We start from the raw sequence: 20,161 nt of genomic DNA, 5'->3' as shown, positions 1-20,161 counted from the left end.
GTCCAGCGTACGGGCGAACCCGCCCTCCTCCTTCACGTCCCTGGTCCGGGGCCCCGATACGCCTACGTCGTGTCCGGCAAATCACGCCCGCCGCGCGAATCCCGGCACGCCCTCCCGGATCCTGGATCCCACCCCGGATCCGGCCGGCCTCACACCCCGAGCTCGGCGGCGATCCGTCCGTTCTTGACGGCCGTCACCAGCTCCGCGTGATCCGCCTCGGTCCGGTCCGCGTACGCGACGGCGAAGGCCGCGACCGCCTCGTCCAGTTCCTCGCTCTTGCCGCAGTAGCCGGCGACGAGCCGCGGATCCACGCTGTGCGCGTGCGCCCTGGCCAGCAGTGCGCCGGTCATCCGCGCGTAGTCGTCGACCTGGTCGGCCGGGAGCGCGGCCGGATCCACACTGCCCTTGCGGTTCCTGAATTGCCGTACCTGATACGGCCTGCCGGCCACCGTCGTCCAGCCCAGCAGATTGTCGCTGACGACCTGCATCCGCTTCTGCCCGAGCACCACCCGGCGCCCCTCGTGCTCCACGCCCGGCGCCTCGAACCCCGCGGCCTCCAGGAACGGCACCAGCGCCGACGTACGCGCCTCCTTCACCTGAAGCACCAGCGGCTCGCCCCGGTGGTCCAGCAGCAGCACCACGTACGACCGTGTCCCGACGCTGCCCGTGCCGACCACCCGGAACGCCACGTCATGGATCGCGTACCGCGCCAGCAGCGGCAGCCGGTCCGGTGAGAGCGTGCCCAGATACTCGCCCAATGAGGCCGCGACCGCCGCGGCCTCCTCGTCCGGCACCCGCCGCAGCACCGGCGGCGCGTCGACGAAGCGCCGCTGAGCCACCGCACCCGCGCTCCCCCCGGCGGCTCCGTCGCCGTCCACGACCTCCGTCGACTTGGCGGCGAACCGGGCGCTCGTGTTCTTGCGCGCCTTCTCCGACACTCTCTCCAGCGTCCCCATCAGATCGCGGGCGTCCGTGTGGGAGACGAGCTCCTCGTCGGCGATCGCGTTCCACGCGTCCAGGGCCGGCAGCTTCGACAGCAGTCGCATCGTGCGCCGATACGCGCCCACGGCGTCCTGAGCACCACGGCGGCACGTGTCCTCGTCGGCGCCGGCCTCACGCCCGGCGAGCACCAGCGAGGTCGCGAGCCGTTTGACGTCCCACTCCCAGGGGCCGACGACCGTCTCGTCGAAGTCGTTCAGATCGATGACGAGCCGGCCCCGCGCGTCCCCGTACAGTCCGAAGTTCGCCGCGTGCGCGTCGCCGCAGATCTGTGCGCCCGCGCCGGTCACCGGCGTCCCCACCAGGTCGTGCGCCATCAGCCCGGCCGCGCCCCGCAGAAACGCGAAGGGCGTCGCGGCCATCCGCCCCACCCGCAGCGGCGCCAGCTCGGGCACCCGGTCACGGCTCGACTCCTCGACGGCCCGCACCGCGTCCGGCCGCGCGGCCGGGAGCACCAGCGAATCGTGCGAAGACCTCGGAAACCGCTCCCGCAGCGCCTTCCCGGCGTCCTTCGGCGTGCTCCGCCCACCGTCCGACGCCCCGCGCCCCGCGAACCCGGACACGACCGGAATACGCTCGTCCGTCACCACCGCACCGGCCTCGCCCATGGCGTGCCGCCTCCCCCGCACTTGTCCGACATCAACCGCCCACGACGTTACCGCCGCGTCCCGACAGCCGCCTCCCCCTGTGGACAACCCTCGGACCACCCTGCACGGACCGGCCCGGCCAGGGCCTAGTCGTGCTTCGGGCAGCCGCTCTCGCCCGCCAGATGTTTCTCGGCCCACCGCCCCAGCTCTTCCAGCGCGGGCTCCATCGCCGCCCCCGCGTCGGTGAGCCGGTACGCGACCCGCAGCGGCGGCCCTTCGTCGACCTCGCGCACCACCAGCCCCGCGCCCGCCAGCTCTGTCAGCCGGTCGGACAGCATTCGCTCACTGATGCCGGGGATCGCCCGCCGCAACTCCGCGAAGTGCACGGGCCGTTGCAGCAGGACAGACACGATCAGCCCGGTCCATCTCTTGCCGAACAGTTCAAAGACGCGCGTCATCCCCACGTCCACCGGCTTGCACGGATTCCCGCTTCCCTCCATCGCACCAGAGTACTGCGAACCCATGAGGGGATGAAAAAAAGTAAGCTCCTGTGTTATCAATAGGTACGTACGAAAGTGCGGACCCGGCAATCGGCTGTCCGCCGTGCCAGGACCCACCCCTCTGTTCCCCATGGAGACCCTCATGGCCACGCTGCTGCACATCGACTCCGCCGTATCCCCCCAGGGATCCGCCTCGCGCGACGTCACCGCCGCCTTCGTCAAGGGCTGGCGCGAGCAGCACCCCGAGGGCGAGGTCGTCTACCGCGATCTCGCCGCGGCCCCGCTGCCGCATCTGAACATCGCCGCCGTCGCGGCGGGCGCGGACAACGCGCTGCGCGCGGAACTCGCCGCCGAACTCGCGGCCGCGGACGCCGTTCTCATCGGCGCCCCGATGTACAACTTCACGATTCCGTCCACGCTGAAGGCATGGCTGGATCACGTGATCATCCTCGGCCACAACGCCGGCGAGGACAGTTCCATCACCGGCACGCCGTTCACCGTCGTCGCCAGCCGGGGCGGCTCGTACGTGGCCGGCAGCCCGCGCGCGGACTTCGAGTTCGTCCAGAACTATCTGGAGAAGGTGCTGACCGGCATGTTCGGCGTCAAGGACGTCGACTTCATCGTCCCCGAGCTGACCCTCGCCCACGCCGTGCCCGCCATGGCCGAGCTCATCCCGCTCGCCGAGGCTTCCCGCGCCAGGGCGCAGGAAGAGGCCGCGCAGAAGGCCAAGGCCCTGGCCTCCCGCCTCGCCGCCTGACACGGACGGACATCGGGACGAACAGCCGAACAGAGCGACCCGCACCCCGAGCGGCACGGGTGCGGGTCGATCCATGACCGCACCCACCCGCCCGGTGACATGCGTCACCGCACGAACCGCACCTCACGAACCCCGGCGCACCGCACCCCACTCCACGCGGGGCTCAAAACAGGCCACATCGCGGCACAGGTATCGCCGCACCAGTATCCGGGCATACGAGAAACGGGCCCCCGCCAGGACTTTCGTCTCTGGCGGAGACCCGTTTCGTCGGTTCTCCTGGTGCGCGAGGGGGGAGTTGAACCCCCACGCCCTTTCGGGCACTGGAACCTGAATCCAGCGCGTCTGCCTATTCCGCCACCCGCGCATTGGGTGTGCCGTCCGGCCTCTCACCTGCTGGTGTGATCGCCTGGCGACATCGAAAAGATTAGCACGCTGCACAGCGTGGAATCACATCCGTTTGTCTCGGCAACCCGGCCGGGGAACAAGCAACCTCGAGCGGCCTCCCCCCACTCCTCCAGAGAGCACCCCGGGTGCGGGACACTGTCCTGAGGCCGCCTCTACGATCCGTGTGAGAGGTGACACTCATCGACGGGGCAGACAAGGGGAACCAGCCGATTTCCCGACGCGTGGATACGATCAGTAAGCAGTACCAGGACGGCAACGACGAAGGAGGTGCCCCATGGGAGTCCTGAAGCGCTTCGAGCAGCGACTCGAAGGTCTGGTCAACGGCACCTTCGCGAAGGTGTTCAAGTCCGAGGTCCAGCCCGTGGAGATCGCCGGCGCCCTTCAGCGTGAGTGCGACAACAACGCAACGATCTGGAACCGCGAGCGGACCGTCGTCCCCAACGACTTCATCGTCGAGCTGAGCGCGCCCGACTTCGAGCGCCTCAGCCCGTACTCGGGCCAGCTCGGCGACGAACTCTCCGGACTCGTCCGCGACTACGCGAAGCAGCAGCGCTACACGTTCATGGGCCCGATCAAGGTCCATCTGGAGAAGGCCGACGACCTCGACACCGGTCTGTACCGGGTGCGCAGCCGCACCCTGGCGTCGAGTACGTCACAGGGTCCCGAGCCCGGTCCCGGCCCCGCACCCGGCAGGGCCCCCGCGGCCCCACCGGCCGCACCGTCCGGTGGTTACGGCTACCCGCCCTCGTCCCCACCCCCCATGCCGCCGTCGCCCCCGCCGGGCGCCGGACGTCCGGGGCAGGCCGCACAGCCTCCCTCGACACCGCCCCCTGGGGCGATGCCGGGCACCCAGGTCCGCCGGTGGATCGAGATCAACGGCAACCGCCACCAGATCTCGCGCCCCACGCTGGTGCTGGGCCGCAGCACCGACGCCGACGTGCGGATCGACGACCCCGGCGTCTCCCGCCGGCACTGCGAGATTCGGACCGGAACGCCCTCGACGATCCAGGATCTCGGGTCCACCAACGGCATCGTGGTAGACGGACAGCACACCACCCGCGCTACGCTCCGCGACGGCTCGCGGATCGTCGTGGGCCAAACCACCATCGTTTACCGGCAAGCCGAAGGGTGAAGCGGGGGCAATGTCAGAGCTGACCCTGACGGTCATGCGGCTAGGTTTCCTAGCCGTTCTGTGGCTGTTCGTGATTGTGGCCGTCCAGGTCATTCGGAGCGATCTGTTCGGCACGCGTGTCACGCAGCGCGGCTCACGCCGCAATGCCGACACGCGGCCGCCGCAGGGCGCCGCCCGCCAGAACGCGGGTCCGCCCGCGCAGCGGCAGCAGGGGGGCCGCCAGCGCCGGGGGGCGCCCACGAAGCTGGTCGTCTCGGAGGGGATCCTCACCGGTACGACGGTGGCCCTCCAGGGACAGACCATCACCCTGGGCCGGGCGCACGACTCAACGATCGTGCTGGACGACGACTACGCGTCCAGCAGGCATGCCAGGATCTATCCGGACCGTGACGGTCAGTGGATCGTCGAGGATCTCGGGTCCACCAACGGCACGTATCTCGACCGGACCCGCCTCACGACGCCGACACCGATTCCGCCGGGCGCGCCGATCCGCATCGGCAAGACTGTCATCGAGCTGCGGAAGTAGTACGACAATGAGCGAGCGGAGCGAGCGAGCCGCGGCGGTCCCGACGTGGGACCGCAGGCTCCCGACCGGAGGGTGGGCAGTGTGGCTCGAGACCGGCTGGCGCCACATTCGGCTGGCGAACCGACAGGAGAGGCGCGCATGAGTCTTTCTCTGCGCTTCGCCGCCGGGTCGCACAAAGGCATGATCCGGGAGGGGAACGAGGACTCCGGCTATGCCGGTCCCCGGCTCCTGGCCATCGCCGACGGCATGGGCGGCCAGGCCGCCGGCGAGGTCGCCTCGTCCGAGGTGATCTCCACGCTCGTGCAGCTCGACGACGACGTGCCGGGATCGGACATCCTCACCTCGCTCGGTACGGCGGTCCAGCGCGCCAACGACCAGCTGCGTGTGATGGTCGAGGAGGACCCCCAGCTGGAGGGCATGGGCACCACGCTCACCGCCCTCCTGTGGACGGGCCAGCGCCTCGGCCTCGTACACGTCGGCGACTCCCGCGCCTACCTGCTGCGTGACGGTGTGCTCACCCAGATCACGCAGGACCACACCTGGGTGCAGCGCCTCGTGGACGAGGGGCGCATCACCGAGGAAGAGGCCACCACCCACCCGCAGCGCTCCCTGCTGATGCGCGCGCTGGGCAGCGGCGACCATGTCGAGCCCGATCTCTCGATCCGTGAAGTCCGCGCGGGCGACCGGTACTTGATCTGTTCCGACGGCCTCTCCGGCGTCGTCTCGCACCAGACCATGGAAGAGACCCTGGCGAGCTACCAGGGCCCGCAGGAGACCATCCAGGACCTCATCCAGCTCGCCCTGCGCGGCGGCGGTCCCGACAACATCACCTGCATCGTCGCCGACGTCCTGGACGTCGAGTCGAACGACACCCTGGCCGGGCAGCTCAACGACACCCCGGTCGTCGTCGGCGCCGTCGCGGAGAACCAGCAACTGCACGCCGCCGAGAGCGACCCGTCGATGCAGACGCCCGCCGGCCGCGCCGCCGGCCTGGGCCGTCCCGTACCGCAGCAGCACCAGCCCCCTCCGGGGGGCTTCGGCCCGCCGGGCAGCGGAGACGGAGCCGGTTACGGCGGCATGCCGCCGGACGCCGGCTTCGGGGCGTACAACGACGACGACTTCGTGAAGCCGCGCTCCGCCGGCCGCAGGTGGTTCAAGCGGTCGGTCTACATCGTGCTCGCGCTGGCGGTCGTCGGCGGCGGGCTGTACGGCGGCTACCGCTGGACCCAGACCCAGTACTACGTCGGCACCAACGACGAGCACGTCGCGCTCTACCGGGGCATCAGCCAGGATCTGGCGTGGGTCTCGCTGTCGAAGGTCGAAGAGGACTTCACCAAGATCGAACTCAAGTACCTGCCGCCGTACCAGCGCAAGCAGGTCGAGGACACGATCGCCGAGGGCAGCAAGGCCTCCGCGCACACCAAGATCGACGACCTGTCCAAGCAGGCGGCCGCGTGCAAGAAGGACGAACAGCGTCGTGAGTCCGAGCGCGCGGCGAACGCGATCACCGGCGAGGGCGAGGCCGGCGGTACGACCGGGACGAAGCCGCAGACCGGTAGCGACAGCACCATCTCCAAGCCAGACGCGCTGAAAACAGCGACTCCCTCTCCGGGCCCCAGCCTCTCGGAGGAGGAGCAGAAGCTGGCCTCGAACTGCGGTAAGCAGTAGCCGGCCGTAGGGGGCCTTCACCACCATGAGCGTTGTCACCAACACGACCACCATCGGCGCGATCGAAGCACCGAGCCGCCGCAACACCGAGCTGGCGATGCTCGCCTTCGCCGTCGTCATCCCGATCTTCGCGTACCTGAACGTGGGCCTGGCGGTCAACGACGAGGTGCCGAGCGGCATGATCGGGTACGGCCTGGGCATCGGGCTGCTGGCCGGTGTCGGCCATCTCGTGGTGCGCAAGTTCGCCCCGTACGCCGACCCGCTGCTGCTGCCGCTCGCCACGCTGCTCAACGGCCTCGGTCTCGTCCTCATCTGGAGGCTGGACCAGTCGCCACGGCTGATCGCCCGCGCCACGAACCTGTACGGCGGTTTCTCACCGGACGCGCCCAAGCAGCTGATGTACTCGGCGATCGGCATCGCGCTGTTCGTGGCCGTGCTGCTGCTGCTCAAGGACCACCGCATCCTCCAGCGCTACACGTACATCTCCATGGCCGTGGCACTGGTCCTGCTGATCCTCCCGGTGTTCTTCCCCGCGAGGAACGGCGCGAAGATCTGGATCAGCCTCGGCCCCATCAACGTCCAGCCGGGAGAGTTCGCGAAGATCATCATCGCGATCTTCTTCTCCGGCTATCTGATGGTCAAGCGCGACGCCCTGGCACTCGCCAGCCGCCGTGTGATGGGCATCTACCTGCCGCGCGGACGTGACCTCGGCCCGATCCTGATGGTCTGGGCCATGTCCATCCTGATCCTGGTCTTCGAGACCGACCTCGGCACCTCGCTGCTGTTCTTCGGCCTCTTCGTGATCATGCTGTACGTCGCCACCGAGCGCACGAGCTGGATCATCTTCGGCCTCGTGATGTCGGCCGCGGGCGCGGTCGGTGTCGCCACGTTCGAGCCACACGTCCAGCAGCGCGTCGAGTTCTGGCTCAACCCGTTCGCCCAGGCCACCTGGGACCAGAGTGAGCAGGTCGGCCAGGCGCTGATGTCGTTCGGCGCCGGCGGCACGCTCGGCACCGGGCTCGGGCAGGGCAACTCCGACCTGATCGGCTTCGCGGCCAACTCCGACTTCATCCTCTCCACCGTCGGCGAGGAGTTCGGGCTCGCGGGCACGATGGCCTTCCTGCTGATCTACGGCCTGATCGTGGAACGCGGCGTACGGACCGCGCTCGCCGCCCGGGACCCCTTCGGCAAGCTCCTGGCGATCGGCCTCTCCGGCGCCTTCGCCATCCAGGTGTTCGTCGTCGCGGGCGGCGTCATGGGTCTCATCCCGCTGACCGGTATGACGATGCCGTTCGTCGCGGCCGGCGGTTCATCGGTGATCGCCAACTGGGCGCTGATCGGCATCCTCATCAGGATCAGCGACACCGCGCGCCGCCCGGCCCCGGCGCCCGCCCCGTCAACCGACGCCGAGATGACCCAGGTGGTCCGACCGTGAACAAGCCCCTGCGACGCATCGCGATCTTCTGCGGACTGCTCGTCCTGGCCCTGCTGCTGCGCACCAACTGGCTCCAGTACGTCGAAGCGGACGAGCTCAACAGCCACGAGCGCAACCGCCGCGTCCTCATCGAGCGGTACGCCAGCGAGCGCGGCAACATCGTCGTCGACGGCAAGCCCATCACCGGATCGGCGAAGACGAAGGACACCGACTTCGCGTTCAAGCGGACCTACCTCGACGGCCCGATGTGGGCACCGGTCACCGGATACGCCTCGCAGGCCTTCGGCGCCTCGCAGATCGAGAACATCGAGGACGGCATCCTCACCGGCAACGACGACCAGCTCTTCTTCGACCGCACCATGGCGATGTTCACCGGCGACGAGGCCAAGGGCGGCAACGTCGTCACGACCCTCAACGGCGCCGCGCAGAAGGCCGCCTTCGAGGGACTGGGCTCGAAGAAGGGCGCCGTCGTCGCCCTGGAGCCCGGGACCGGCAAGATTCTCGCGCTGGCCTCCACCCCCTCGTACGACCCCTCGTCCTTCGCCGGCTACGGCGCCAAGGACGAGAAGTCCTGGAACAAGCTCGGCAAGGACACCGACAAGCCGATGCTGAACCGCGCGCTGCGCGAGACGTATCCGCCCGGCTCCACCTTCAAGGTCGTCACGGCCGCCGCGGCGCTGGAGCACGGTGTCGTCGACGACATCGACGCGAAGACCGACTCCCCGCTCCCGTGGACCATGCCGGGCACGACGACGGATCTGGTGAACGAGGGCAACATCCCCTGCAAGGACGCGACGCTCAGAGAAGCGCTGCGGGTCTCCTGCAACACCGTCTTCGGCAAGCTCGGCTACAACGTCGGCCCGGACAAGATGCTGGAGACCGCGAAGAAGTTCGGTTTCAACGAGGAGCAGTTCGTCCCGGTCCGTGCCAACGCCTCGATCTTCCCCGAGGAATTGAACGATTCGCAGACCGCGCTCTCCTCCATCGGGCAGTTCGACACCCGGACCACCCCGCTCCAGATGGCGATGGTCGTCTCCGCAATCGCCAATGACGGCAAGCTGATGAAGCCGTACATGATCGACCAGCTCGAAGCGCCGAATCTGGACGTCATAAAGAAGACCGAGTCCGAGGAGATGGGCCAGCCCCTCAGCCAGGAGCACGCGCAGATGCTCCAGGAGATGATGGAGACGGTCGTCAACGAGGGCACCGGCAAGAACGCGAAGATCCCCGACGTGACCGTCGGCGGCAAGACCGGTACCGCGCAGCACGGCGAGAACAACAGCAAGAACCCGTACGCCTGGTTCATCTCCTACGCCAAGGGCGAGAACGGGTCGCCGGTCGCGGTCGCGGTCGTCGTCGAGGACAGCGACGCCACCCGTGACGACATCTCCGGCGGCGGTCTCGCCGCCCCGATCGCCAAGGACGTCATGAAGGCCGTGATCGACAGCAAGAAGTAGTCAGGACGTTCCCGCGGTGGCCCGGACAGCTGTTGACGCTGGCCGGGCCATTGTCGAACCGGGCGGCGGACCTTCATACCGATGACCGGCGCCCGCGGTGACCTGCCTCACCATCGGCACACCGAGCATTGACGCCCGATATGTGACCATTCAAGTACCAGTCCTGTATCAGCTACCTGGGACGGTCGGACCGGATGCGGCGTGCCCGGTAGCGTATGCGCGAACAGCACACCGCCGGACCGCACACCGGTGCGGTCGGGACAGACGGAGAGGGCTGGAACAGTATGGAAGAGCCGCGTCGCCTCGGCGGCCGGTACGAGCTGGGCTCGGTGCTCGGCCGTGGTGGCATGGCCGAGGTGTACCTCGCGCACGACACCCGGCTCGGCCGCACCGTCGCTGTGAAGACGCTGCGGGCCGACCTCGCCCGCGACCCGTCCTTCCAAGCCCGGTTCCGCCGAGAGGCCCAGTCGGCCGCCTCGCTCAACCACCCCGCGATCGTCGCCGTCTACGACACGGGCGAGGACTACGTCGACGGGGTGTCCATCCCGTACATCGTGATGGAGTACGTCGACGGGTCCACCCTGCGTGAACTGCTGCACTCCGGGCGCAGACTGCTGCCCGAGCGCACGCTGGAGATGACCGTGGGGATCCTCCAGGCGCTGGAGTACTCGCACCGCGCCCAGATCGTCCACCGCGACATCAAGCCGGCCAACGTCATGCTGACGCGCACCGGCCAGGTCAAGGTCATGGACTTCGGCATCGCCCGCGCCATGGGCGACTCCGGCATGACGATGACCCAGACCTCCGCGGTCATCGGCACCGCGCAGTACCTCTCCCCCGAGCAGGCCAAGGGCGAGCAGGTCGACGCGCGGTCCGACCTGTACTCGACGGGCTGTCTGCTCTACGAGCTGCTGACCGTGCGCCCGCCGTTCATCGGGGACTCACCGGTGGCCGTCGCGTACCAGCACGTACGGGAGGAGCCGCAGGCGCCGAGCACCTTCGACCCCGAGATCACGCCCGAGATGGACGCGATCGTGCTGAAGGCCCTCGTCAAGGACCCGGACTACCGCTACCAGTCCGCGGACGAGATGCGCGCCGACATCGAGGCGTGCCTCGACGGCCAGCCCGTCGCGGCCACGGCGGCGATGGGCGCGGTCGGTTACGCGGGCGGCTACGGCTCCGACGACCAGCCCACCACGGCGCTGCGCACCACCCCGCCCGGCGGCGGCCACACGTCGATGATGCCGCCGGTCAACCCCGACGACGGCGGCTACGGCAATTACGACGACCGTCCCGACCGGCGTCGGCAGAAGAAGTCCAACACCTCGACGATCCTGCTGGTCCTCGCGGGCATCCTGGTGCTCGCGGGAGCCGTCCTGATCGGCAAGGCGGTCTTCGGCGGCGACTCCGGCGGCTCGGAGCGGATCCCCGTGCCGCAGCTCGTGGGGGAGACGCTGAAGGACGCGAAGGTGCTGGCGGGCAACGCGTCGGTCGAGGTCGCCCAGTCCGGGACGGACCGCTGCGACCAGCCCAAGGGCGCCATCTGCTCCCAGAACCCCGCGTCCGGCGGAAAGATGAACCAGGGCGACACAATCCAGGTCGTCGTCTCCGAGGGCGCGCCGAAGGTCCAGGTGCCCGACGTCGCCGACGAGACCGTCGAGGACGCGACGAAGACTCTTCAGGAAGCCGAGTTCAGGGTCGAGACCAAGCAGGTCGAGAGCGACCAGGACCCCGGAACGGTCGTCTCGCAGAAGCCGGCCGGCGGCTCCGAGGCGGAGAAGGGCGCGACCGTCACGCTCTCCGTCGCCAAGCAGGCGCAGCAGACGGTGCCGTCCGTCATCGACCAGAACTTCGACGCGGCGAAGAGCCAGCTCGAAACGCTCGGCTTCACGGTCGCGCGGACCGAGGTCGACTCCGAGAAGCCGGCGAACACCGTCGTCGGCCAGACCCCGGAGGGCAACGCCAAGGCGGCCAAGGGCAGTCAGGTCACGCTCCAGGTCTCGAAGGGACCGCCCCAGCCGGAGAAGGTCCAGATCCCCGGTGACGTCGGCGGCAAGACGGTCGCCGAGGCGAAGGCCCAGTTGGAGGGTCTGGGTCTGGTGGTCGCACTGGCGCCGAACTCGCCGAACGACCCGAACGCCCGGGTGCTCGCCACCAATCCGCAGGCCGGCCAGGAGGTCGACAAGGGCAGCACCGTGACGCTGTTCGTCGCCCCCACGGGCGGCGGCGACAACGGAGGCGGGAACAACGGGGGCTTCATCGGTGGTCCCGGGAGGGGCGACCAGGACTGAGGTCGCCTCCTCCCAAGGAGAGTCATAGGTGAACGGCAGAAGCCCCGGCATCCTGAAGAGGATGCCGGGGCTTCTCCGTGTCACGGACTCAGCGGGACCAGACGGCTCAGCGCAGCTCCGGCGGCTTCGTCCGGTCGTTGTCGACCTTCTCCGTGCGCTCCAGTTCGGCCCACACGATGTAGCGGTAGTCGGACGTGTAGACGGGGGTGCACGTGGTGAGGGTCAGATAGCGGCCGGGCTTCTTCTTGCCCGACTCCTTGGGGACCGGCCGCAGGACGTCCACGTTGTACTTCGACGTCTTCGGGAGGTCCTTGAAGACCTTGTAGACGTACCAGGTGCGCTTCGTCTCGAAGACGATCGAGTCACCGTTCTTCAGCTTGTGGATGTTGTGGAACTTCGCGCCGTGCCCGTCGCGGTGCGCGGCCAGCGAGAAGTTCCCCTTCTCGTCCTCGGGCAGCGCGGACTTCACCGGGTCGGTGTAGTAGCCGGCGACGCCGTTGTTGAGGGACTTGAGGTCCGTGCCCTTCTTCACGAGGATCTCGTCGCCGGTCATCGCGGGCACGTGCAGGAAGCCGATGCCGTTCTTCACGTCGAGGGCGCCGGGGCCGCCCCGGCCTTCGGCCCAGCCGTCACGTACCTCGTTGCCCTGCTTCGTGGCCTCGCGGTCGGCCAGGACGTTCGTCCACCACAGCGAGTAGACGACGAAGAGACCGAGCACCAGCCCTGCGGTGATGAGCAGTTCACCGAAGACGCTGACGGCGGCGGCGCCCCGGCCGCGCCGCGCGCGGGCCGGTGTCGCGGCAGGCGTGGCGGCCGGTTCCGCGGCCGGTTTCGCGGCAGGAGCGGGCTCGGGATCCGAGGGCTCGGGCGCGGGCCCGGGATCCGGCTCCGAAGGCTCAAGCGCGGGCTCGGCCACCCCGGTTGTCGCGGATGTATCGTTTTTTCCGTCTTCTCCGGGTGTGCTCGCACGCCCGTCGTCGTGCCCTGTTCCCGCTGCCACAGCACCCGTCCCCTGGTCCCTGGTCTTCGTCGTGATCCGTTCAGCCGACGAGAGCGTCGGGCTTTCCCTTGCCGCGTGGCCGTTCCTCAACCATCTTGCCCCACACGATCATTCGATACGTACTGGTGAATTCCGGCGTACAGGTCGTCAACGTGATGTATCGCCCGGGCTCCGCGAATCCGGAGCCGGGAGGCACGGGACCGATCACACCTACGTTCGACGGCGCGGTCTGCGGGAGGATGCTCGCCATGTCGTACGTGAAGTAGGAGTCCTGCGTCTCCACGACGATCTTGTCGCCGGGCTTCAGACGGTTGATGTACCGGAACGGTTCACCGTGGGTGTTGCGGTGTCCCGCGACCGCGAAGTTGCCCTGTTTGTCGGACGGCATCGCCGTCTTGAGCCGGCCCTCCGAGTAGTGGCCGACCATGCCGCGGTCCAGGACCTTCGCCTTGTCGATTCCCTCGGCGATCGGAACGACCACGTCCAGCTTGGGGATGTGCATGATCGCGAACCCCTGGCCGGGCTCGAAGGCTCCGGGCTGACGGCCCTTCGCCCAGCCCTCCTGGATCTTGTCCGTCTCCTTGCCCGCGTAGAGATCGGCCTGGATGTTCGTCCACCAGAGCTGGTACGTGACGAACAGCAGCATCAGCACACCGAGGCTGATGAAGATCTCGCCGACCGCGCGGCTGAGGATCACCCCCGGACTGTCCTTGAGCGCACGGGCGGCACGCCGCGCCTCGACGCGGGAGAGCGGCCTGGCGGGCGCTGAGGCGTCCGGCGCGCTCTCGGGGCTCCCCGAGCCCTCCGGGCGCCTACGACCGCGCCCACGGCCCCCCTTGGCCGCCTTACGGCGCTCGGCACGGCCCCCGACGGCCGGTTCCGTCGGCGCCGGGCGCACCGGGCCCTCCGCGCCGGATTCGGAGACGGTCGGCAGCAGGGCCGTGGCCTCCTCGGCGCCACCGGCGCCCGCGGCACTCACGTGGGGGCGACGGGTGTCCTCCGTACGGAGGCCGACGGTCTCGTCGTCCCGGACGGGAACGTACTGCGGACCGGGAACGGTCCGCGGGGCGGGCGGGGGCACGGCCGTCGGCCCGGGCACCGACCTGGGCTCCGGCACGGGCGCGGGCGCCTGCGTGTGCGGGGCCATCCGCACCGACTCCGGGGGGACCTGGGAGGCCCAGTCCTGCCCGTACTCGGCGGGCGCCCGGTCCGCGTAGGGATACGGCCCGTACCCGGACCACTCCCGCTCCGCCGGCGGCGGCCCCGATATCCCGTCCCCCGCATCCCAGGGGCCGGGCGCCGGAGAAGGCGAAGAGGGAGGGGCGGGCGCGGGTGGCGGCGGGGCGCCCTGCCCGGGGAGCGGGTCGTTCAACGGATCCGCGAGTCCGTCCACCGCCGCCTCGAACGCGCCCTGCTCCTCGTACGGTTCCCCCCGCTCGTACGAGGCGCCGTATCCCGCGTCGTGCTCGGGGCGGAGTGCGGTCACGCGACCGCCTTGCCCACCACCGGCGCCAGGCCCGCCGATCGGCCTACGGCGCCCGGATCACCGCACTGCGCGAGCCAGTTGGCCAGCATCAGATGACCGTGTTCGGTCAGGACGGACTCGGGGTGGAACTGCACGCCCTCGACGGGCAGTTCACGGTGGCGTACGCCCATGATGATGCCGTCGGCCGTGCGCGCGGTGACCTCAAGCTCGTCGGGCAGTTCGGCGGGCTCGGCGGCGAGCGAGTGGTAGCGCGTCGCGGTGAAGGGCGAGGGCAGCCCGGCGAAGACGCCCTTGCCCTCGTGCGTGACCAACGAGGTCTTGCCGTGCAGCAATTCGGGGGCGCGGCCCACCACACCGCCGTACGCCACCGCCATCGACTGCATGCCGAGGCACACCCCGAAGACGGGGACGCCGGTCGAGGCGCAGTGGCGCACCATGTCGACGCAGACACCGGCCTGTTCGGGCGTGCCGGGACCGGGGGAGAGCATCACGCCGTCGAAGCCGTCCTGGGCGTGCGCCGTCGAGACCTCGTCGTTGCGCAGGACCTCGCACTCGGCGCCCAGCTGGTACAGGTACTGGACGATGTTGAAGACGAAGCTGTCGTAGTTGTCCACGACGAGGACACGGGCACCGCTCACGGGGTGCCTCCCGCGCCGGTCACCGTCGCGTCCCCGAACGGGAGGATCGGCTCCGCCCACGGGAAGACGTACTGGAACAGCACGAAGACGACCGCCAGCGCCAGCACGAGCGCGGCGACCGCCCGCACCCACACGTTGCCCGGCAGATGCCGCCAGATCCAGCCGTACATGCTGTCCCTTTCCGTTCCGTACCCGATCCGCACCCGCGCCGCCGGACCGGCGTGCGCGATACCGAACCAGACTAAGGGGCCACAGGGTCACGTGGGCGGCGCACGGGCCAGGTGTGCCGTTGCCCTCTTCTTCTTAGAAGAGGGCGGCCCGTGTCTCAAGGAGGGCGGCCGGGCCGGGCGGTTTCGGCCGGGCTATTTCACCGGCTTCGCGTAGTGCAGGTCCACGGTGCCCGTGTAGCCGGGGAGCGTGGTCCCGCCGTGCTCGTCAACCTTCCACCCGAGCCCGTACGCCTGCACGTACAGCTGGTAGTTCTGGATCGCGGGCGAATCCGCGAGCGCCTTCTGGAGCTTGCCCTGGTCCCCCACGGCCGTGATCTTGTACGGCGGTGAGTAGACCCGGCCCTGGAGGATCAGGGTGTTGCCGACGCAGCGCACCGCGCTGGTGGAGATCAGCCGCTGGTCCATGACGCGGATGCCGCTCGCGCCGCCCTGCCACAGCGCGTTGACGACGGCCTGGAGGTCCTGCTGGTGAATGACCAGGTCGTTGGGCTGCGGCTCCGGGTAGCCCGGATTGGCCGTGGCGTCCGGCGGGGCGTCGTCGAGGGTGACGGTGAGGGCCCGGCCCGAGACCTTCTTGGTACCGGCCGCGTTCTCCAGACGGCGCAGTTCGGCGTCCTCGGCCTTCGTGGAGCCGGAGTCGCGGCTGGCGAGGCTGTCGACGTTCTCCCGTACGACGCCGGTCGACTCCTCCAGCGCGGCGTTCTTGTCGCTGCGCTCCTGGATCAGGTCCGAGAGCTTGAGCAGGGAGTCGTCCGTACGGAGGTTGGTGCCCTTCGCCGTGTTGAAGCTGGTGACGAAGATGAGGCCGGCCAGGGCGAAGACCCCGGCCGTGAGCAGCCGGACCGGCCGCCAGATCGCTCGGCGGACCGGCCCTTCGGGGGAGTCGGCAGAATTGCTCAACGTACCCTTATCTCCTTAGGCGCCACGGAAGCACTACGCTAACGGACGCCCGGGGGAGCCGGCGTTCCCCCTGCTCCTCACCCCCGGCACACCGTTTCAGTTACCTGCGCGGTCACGCAGCGCATCGACAGGAGAGTCCCTCGTGCCGAAGTCACGTATCCGCAAGAAGGCCGATTTCACGCCGCCCCCCACGGCGAAGCAGTCGACCACCATAAAGCTGTCCAACCGGAGCTGGGTGGCACCGGTCATGCTCGCCCTGTTCCTCATCGGGCTGGCCTGGATCGTCGTCTTCTATGTGACCGAGGGCTCACTGCCGATCGACGCCTTCGGCAACTGGAACATCGTGGTCGGCTTCGGCTTCATCGCCGCCGGCTTCGGCGTCTCCACCCAGTGGAAGTAGCGGCGGCGGCCGGCGTCAAGCTCTGCCCAGAGACTTATCCACAGTGCTGTCCACAGCCGGGGGAAAAGGTCTGACCATCTGTGGATAACTCCACGACAGGTTGACGCCGGTGTGACTGGAACACCCGCTTCGGCCGATGTGATGAAGCGTCTCGCCCCTTGTCTCTGCTGGGAAAACCCTGATCAGCGACAAGGGGCACTGATGTTCCACACAGATTGCACAAGATCCGGCACACGCTGTGGACAACTGTGCGCTTCGAGGGACTTCGAGAGCCCTCAGGTGAGCTGAACGGTCCTGATCACGATGATCGCCACGGTCGCCAGCAGCACCACCGCGCACGTGCCCCACTGGACCAGCGCCCGGCGCTCACGCGGCGCGTGCACGAGGCCCACGGCGATCGCCGTGCCCGCGACCAGACCGCCGACATGCGCCTCCCAGGCGATCCCGGACCAGGTGAACGTGAAGAGCAGGTTCAGCGCCAGCAGCGCGAAGACCGGCCTCATGTCGTAGTTCATCCGGCGCATCAGTACGGCCGTGGCGCCCAACAGTCCGAAGATGGCGCCCGACGCACCGAGTGACGGCTGGTTCGGCGCGGCGATCAGATAGGTCAGGGCGCTGCCCGCCAGCCCGGAGATCAGATACAGCGCGAGGAAGCGCACCCGTCCGAGCGCCGCCTCCAGCGGACCGCCGAGCCACCACAGCCCCAGCATGTTGAACGCGATGTGCCACACGGCCTGGTGCAGGAACATCGACGTGAACAGGCGATACCACTGCCCGTCGGCGACGCCGACGACCTCGCCGATGTCCGTGTTGAAGGCGTGCCCGATGAGATCCAGCTCGCCGACGACGCGCTGCTCACTGGCGAGGACGGCGACGAAGACCGCGAGATTCAGCCCCAGCAGGATCTTCGTGATCAGGCGGGGGTCGGCGGCGATGGTGCCGCCGGCGATCGTGCGTGGCCGGGTGGTGGTCGGGGACATGCCCGAGCCGTTCGCCTCCCGTACGCAGTTGGGGCACTGGAATCCGACGGAGGCGCTGATCATGCAGTCCGTGCAGATGGGGCGCTCGCAGCGGGTGCAGCGGATGCCGGTCTCACGGTCCGGGTGCCGGTAACAGTGGGGTGTCGCGTCGGCTGCGGGCCGGTCCGGGCCCCCGGGCTGCTGGTCCATCGGTCCCCTCGGTGCTCGTTGCGGCGGGAGGAGCACAGCGCACCGCCCTCCCCGTCCGGTATGTAACCACTACGGACGGGCAGGGCGGGATGGTTCCCCGAACGGGAATCCGAGAGGTCGTGACGCGTCCGCGGAATCAGCGGGACTCGACGACGACCGACTCGATCTTGACTTCCTCGACCGGGCGGTCGGTGCGCTGGTTGGTCTGGGTGGATCCGATGGAGTCCACGACCTTCTTGCTCGCCTCGTCGGTGACCTCACCGAAGATGGTGTGCTTGCGGGTCAGCCACGCGGTGGGCGCCAGGGTCACGAAGAACTGCGAACCGTTCGTGCCCGGTCCCGCGTTCGCCATGGCCAGGAGGTACGGCTTGTCGAAGGCGAGGTCCGGGTGGAACTCGTCCTCGAACTCGTAGCCCGGACCGCCGGTGCCGTTACCCAGCGGGTCTCCGCCCTGGATCATGAAACCGCTGATGACCCGGTGGAAGACGGTGCCGTCGTACAGACGGTCGTTCGACTTCTTGCCGGTCGCCGGGTTGGTCCATTCACGCTCGCCCTTGGCGAGCTCCACAAAGTTCTTGACCGTCTTCGGCGCGTGGTTCGGCAGGAGCCGGATCTCGATATCGCCGTGGTTGGTCTTCAGGGTGGCGTAAAGCTGCTCGGCCACGATCTGCCTTCCGTGAGTCTGCTCTGACTCTGTCGATCCTCGCACGGACACCGGGTCCGTCGTCCGTCCCGTACCCCTCGGGCGCTCACCGCTTCCGGTAACGGGGCATCAGCGGCCGTCGTCGGGGCACACGCGGGGCAGACAGGAGCAGGGCGGAGAAAGGCGAGGCAGTCATGGCCTTAACGGGGCGCGACACGGCGAACCGTGGCATTGTCGTCGAGAAGCTCCCCTTGCACCGCAATGCCCAGGCATCGCCCCAAGTCGTCTTCGTTGACCCGGATGCCCGTACCGCATGCCGGTCCGGCGTGCGGCAGGCATGATTTCGATCTGGGTGGACAGGCGGATCTTTGTCCAAATTCACGGGGGAAACCCCCAAGCCCCTGACCGCCACCGAGGAGGAGGATCCTGTGACCCGCATGGACAGCGTGCGCGCCGCTACCGATTCGGCGAGGGAGAGCGTGCTGCACGCCGCGGAAGCGGTGGCGCCCTACGCCGACACGGCCAAGGAACAGGCCGCGTTGTACGCCGAAGAGGCCCGCGTCCGGCTCGCACCGAAGGTGTCGAAGGCCGCGAAGCAGGCTCGTGTTCAGTACGGCGCCCACGTGGCGCCGCATGTGCCCCCAAAGGTCGACGAAGCCGCACAGCGCGCCGCGGCACGGACGCGTAAGGCCGCGCGTCAGGCCGCCAGCTACACGGTGCCGCGCGTCGAGCACGCGGTATCCGTCGCACAGCCGGTCGCCGGGGAAGCAGCGGCACGTTCCGCTGCCGCTCTCGCCGCGCTGCGCGGTCAGATCACGGTGAAGGAGGTCCAGAAGCTTGTGAGGAAGCATGAGCGACGGGCCAAGGCCGGACGGCTCGCCAAGGGCCTGGTGGTCCTCGGTGTACTGACCGGTGGCGCTTTCGCCGCGTGGAAGTGGTGGGACAAGCAGGCCAATCCCGACTGGCTGGTGGAACCGCCCGCTCCTACCGAGGTCTCCGAGCACAACTCGTCGCTGTCGTCCGTCGACGGCAGCCAGGGTGCGCTCGACCCGGAGGTACAGGCGAAGCAGGCAGAGGATGAGCAGGCGAAGGATCGCGACGACCGCCCGTGACGGGTGACCGGTGATCCGTAGGACTGGTGGTGGTCTCGCCGTACGACGACTGTCGCGGCCGGCGCGGGTGATGCGACGGTCCGGCTGGTGCGGTACGGCGGGTGCTGCGGGCCCTGCGGATGATTCGGTTGCCGCAGGTGACGCCGGTCAGGTGCCGTGCGGTTGGGACCGCGCCGGGTGAGGCGGTGTCACGGGCGCCTTGCGTGGTGCGGGCGCCGTGTGCGAGGCGGGCATCGTACGTGGTGCGGGCGCCGGGAGTCCTGAGGGAATCCCGGTTCCTCACGCCGCCGCCGCGAGCGCCGCGTCTGCGGCGGCGGCTTCGTTGTCGCGCGCCACGTCGGCGTCCGTACGGGTGTCGACGGGCAGGCGCCGGACCGAAGGTGACGAGCCGTGGGCTTCCGCGCGGATACGCTGCTCGATGGTCGGCGGCCGGGACGTGTCCGCCGGCCGCACGCTCTCCGGCAGTGCCCGTGCCCGTTGCACAGCGGGTGCCTCCTCGCCTCCGCCCCGCGCCTCGGCGGTGACCGGCGACCGGTCACCCTTCGCGGGCTGCTCGGCGGGCTGCTGTACGGCGGCGTCCGCCGCCGCGGTGGGGGCGGTCAGCCCCAGGGTGGCGAGCACCGCGAAGAACGCGGTCAGGAAGACGGTCCACAGATTCTTGACCTTGAAGGCGGCCATGGCCCCTCGCTTTCAGGTTGCGCTCGGGTTGAGCGATCTACATACCTTCCTCATGATGTGTACGCATCTTGGGAATCGAGGGACCAACGCCGCCACTGCGCAGTTCTTCTGATGAACACCACCCGTACGGTGCAACGGGTGCCGTCAA

General features: G+C 69.1%; 19 protein-coding genes and 1 tRNA gene. 9 read left to right on the top strand and 11 right to left on the bottom strand.

Annotated features, from left to right (window positions below):
- Nucleotides 1-149: 149 nt before the first annotated feature.
- A complete protein-coding gene (locus tag ACFWHU_RS14105; RefSeq protein ID WP_387225032.1) occupies nucleotides 150-1,607 on the bottom strand; it encodes a DUF2252 domain-containing protein in 1,458 nt (485 codons plus the stop codon).
- A 125-nt stretch (nucleotides 1,608-1,732) separates the two neighbouring features.
- Nucleotides 1,733-2,110 (bottom strand): winged helix-turn-helix transcriptional regulator, encoded by a 378-nt coding sequence (locus ACFWHU_RS14100; RefSeq protein ID WP_385792022.1) that lies wholly within the window; start codon nucleotides 2,108-2,110, stop codon nucleotides 1,733-1,735.
- A 118-nt stretch (nucleotides 2,111-2,228) separates the two neighbouring features.
- Between ACFWHU_RS14100 and ACFWHU_RS14095 the strand changes: the two genes are divergently transcribed.
- On the top strand, nucleotides 2,229-2,843 hold the full coding sequence (locus ACFWHU_RS14095) for an FMN-dependent NADH-azoreductase (protein ID WP_385792021.1): 615 nt from the start codon (nucleotides 2,229-2,231) through the stop codon (nucleotides 2,841-2,843).
- A gap of 277 nt (nucleotides 2,844-3,120) precedes the next feature.
- Here the strand turns inward: ACFWHU_RS14095 and ACFWHU_RS14090 are convergent.
- Nucleotides 3,121-3,207, bottom strand: a tRNA-Leu gene (locus ACFWHU_RS14090).
- Between the two features lie 315 nt (nucleotides 3,208-3,522).
- Between ACFWHU_RS14090 and ACFWHU_RS14085 the strand changes: the two genes are divergently transcribed.
- The 6 genes from ACFWHU_RS14085 to pknB all read left to right on the top strand — a co-directional run bounded on the left by ACFWHU_RS14085 (nucleotide 3,523) and on the right by pknB (nucleotide 11,757).
- The gene (locus ACFWHU_RS14085) at nucleotides 3,523-4,380 is read left to right on the top strand and encodes an FhaA domain-containing protein (protein ID WP_385792020.1); all 858 of its coding nucleotides are present in this window, start codon (nucleotides 3,523-3,525) and stop codon (nucleotides 4,378-4,380) included.
- A gap of 10 nt (nucleotides 4,381-4,390) precedes the next feature.
- Nucleotides 4,391-4,906, top strand: a complete 516-nt coding sequence (locus tag ACFWHU_RS14080; protein WP_078076186.1) for an FHA domain-containing protein — start codon at nucleotides 4,391-4,393, stop codon at nucleotides 4,904-4,906.
- Between the two features lie 138 nt (nucleotides 4,907-5,044).
- Nucleotides 5,045-6,574, top strand: coding sequence for a Stp1/IreP family PP2C-type Ser/Thr phosphatase (locus ACFWHU_RS14075; protein ID WP_385792019.1), 1,530 nt, complete (start codon nucleotides 5,045-5,047; stop codon nucleotides 6,572-6,574).
- 25 nt (nucleotides 6,575-6,599) lie between these two features.
- Entirely contained in the window at nucleotides 6,600-8,009 is a 1,410-nt protein-coding gene (locus ACFWHU_RS14070) for an FtsW/RodA/SpoVE family cell cycle protein (RefSeq protein WP_385792018.1), read from the top strand.
- The gene (locus ACFWHU_RS14065) at nucleotides 8,006-9,466 is read left to right on the top strand and encodes a peptidoglycan D,D-transpeptidase FtsI family protein (RefSeq protein WP_385792017.1); all 1,461 of its coding nucleotides are present in this window, start codon (nucleotides 8,006-8,008) and stop codon (nucleotides 9,464-9,466) included. The genes ACFWHU_RS14070 and ACFWHU_RS14065 overlap by 4 nt, the downstream gene beginning before the upstream one ends.
- 284 nt (nucleotides 9,467-9,750) lie before the next feature.
- On the top strand, nucleotides 9,751-11,757 hold the full coding sequence (gene pknB / locus ACFWHU_RS14060; RefSeq protein ID WP_387225031.1) for a Stk1 family PASTA domain-containing Ser/Thr kinase: 2,007 nt from the start codon (nucleotides 9,751-9,753) through the stop codon (nucleotides 11,755-11,757).
- A gap of 106 nt (nucleotides 11,758-11,863) precedes the next feature.
- Here the strand turns inward: pknB and ACFWHU_RS14055 are convergent, their stop codons facing one another.
- From ACFWHU_RS14055 to ACFWHU_RS14035, 5 genes are all read right to left on the bottom strand, one after another.
- Nucleotides 11,864-12,673, bottom strand: a complete 810-nt coding sequence (locus ACFWHU_RS14055) for a class E sortase (protein ID WP_387225030.1) — start codon at nucleotides 12,671-12,673, stop codon at nucleotides 11,864-11,866.
- A gap of 124 nt (nucleotides 12,674-12,797) precedes the next feature.
- Nucleotides 12,798-14,243 (bottom strand): class E sortase, encoded by a 1,446-nt coding sequence (locus tag ACFWHU_RS14050; RefSeq protein ID WP_387225029.1) that lies wholly within the window; start codon nucleotides 14,241-14,243, stop codon nucleotides 12,798-12,800.
- Nucleotides 14,240-14,881, bottom strand: coding sequence for an aminodeoxychorismate/anthranilate synthase component II (locus ACFWHU_RS14045; protein WP_078076193.1), 642 nt, complete (start codon nucleotides 14,879-14,881; stop codon nucleotides 14,240-14,242). The genes ACFWHU_RS14050 and ACFWHU_RS14045 overlap by 4 nt, the downstream gene beginning before the upstream one ends.
- Entirely contained in the window at nucleotides 14,878-15,051 is a 174-nt protein-coding gene (locus ACFWHU_RS14040; protein WP_385792013.1) for a hypothetical protein, read from the bottom strand. The genes ACFWHU_RS14045 and ACFWHU_RS14040 overlap by 4 nt, the downstream gene beginning before the upstream one ends.
- 192 nt (nucleotides 15,052-15,243) lie before the next feature.
- Complete coding sequence (locus tag ACFWHU_RS14035; protein ID WP_387225028.1) at nucleotides 15,244-16,011, bottom strand: DUF881 domain-containing protein; 768 nt, start codon at nucleotides 16,009-16,011, stop codon at nucleotides 15,244-15,246.
- A gap of 142 nt (nucleotides 16,012-16,153) precedes the next feature.
- Between ACFWHU_RS14035 and crgA the strand changes: the two genes are divergently transcribed.
- Nucleotides 16,154-16,411 (top strand): cell division protein CrgA, encoded by a 258-nt coding sequence (gene crgA / locus ACFWHU_RS14030; RefSeq protein WP_385792011.1) that lies wholly within the window; start codon nucleotides 16,154-16,156, stop codon nucleotides 16,409-16,411.
- 275 nt (nucleotides 16,412-16,686) lie between these two features.
- On the opposite strand, the gene ACFWHU_RS14025 is transcribed toward crgA, so the two are convergent.
- Both ACFWHU_RS14025 and ACFWHU_RS14020 read right to left on the bottom strand, forming a co-directional pair.
- Nucleotides 16,687-17,580 (bottom strand): rhomboid family intramembrane serine protease, encoded by an 894-nt coding sequence (locus ACFWHU_RS14025; protein ID WP_385792010.1) that lies wholly within the window; start codon nucleotides 17,578-17,580, stop codon nucleotides 16,687-16,689.
- 136 nt (nucleotides 17,581-17,716) lie between these two features.
- Nucleotides 17,717-18,244, bottom strand: a complete 528-nt coding sequence (locus ACFWHU_RS14020; protein ID WP_385792009.1) for a peptidylprolyl isomerase — start codon at nucleotides 18,242-18,244, stop codon at nucleotides 17,717-17,719.
- Nucleotides 18,245-18,651: 407 nt separating this feature from the next.
- Between ACFWHU_RS14020 and ACFWHU_RS14015 the strand changes: the two genes are divergently transcribed.
- Entirely contained in the window at nucleotides 18,652-19,335 is a 684-nt protein-coding gene (locus tag ACFWHU_RS14015) for a DUF5324 family protein (RefSeq protein ID WP_385792008.1), read from the top strand.
- Nucleotides 19,336-19,614: 279 nt separating this feature from the next.
- Here the strand turns inward: ACFWHU_RS14015 and ACFWHU_RS14010 are convergent, their stop codons facing one another.
- Nucleotides 19,615-20,013: a DUF6344 domain-containing protein gene (locus tag ACFWHU_RS14010; RefSeq protein ID WP_385792007.1), complete on the bottom strand. Its 399-nt coding sequence runs from the start codon at nucleotides 20,011-20,013 to the stop codon at nucleotides 19,615-19,617.
- Nucleotides 20,014-20,161 lie beyond the last annotated feature (148 nt).

The sequence above is a fragment of the Streptomyces sp. NPDC060366 genome (assembly GCF_042725135.1).
Taxonomy (GTDB): domain Bacteria; phylum Actinomycetota; class Actinomycetes; order Streptomycetales; family Streptomycetaceae; genus Streptomyces.
Note: the sequence above shows the minus strand (reverse complement) of the source record. Positions and strands in the feature narration are given on the sequence as shown.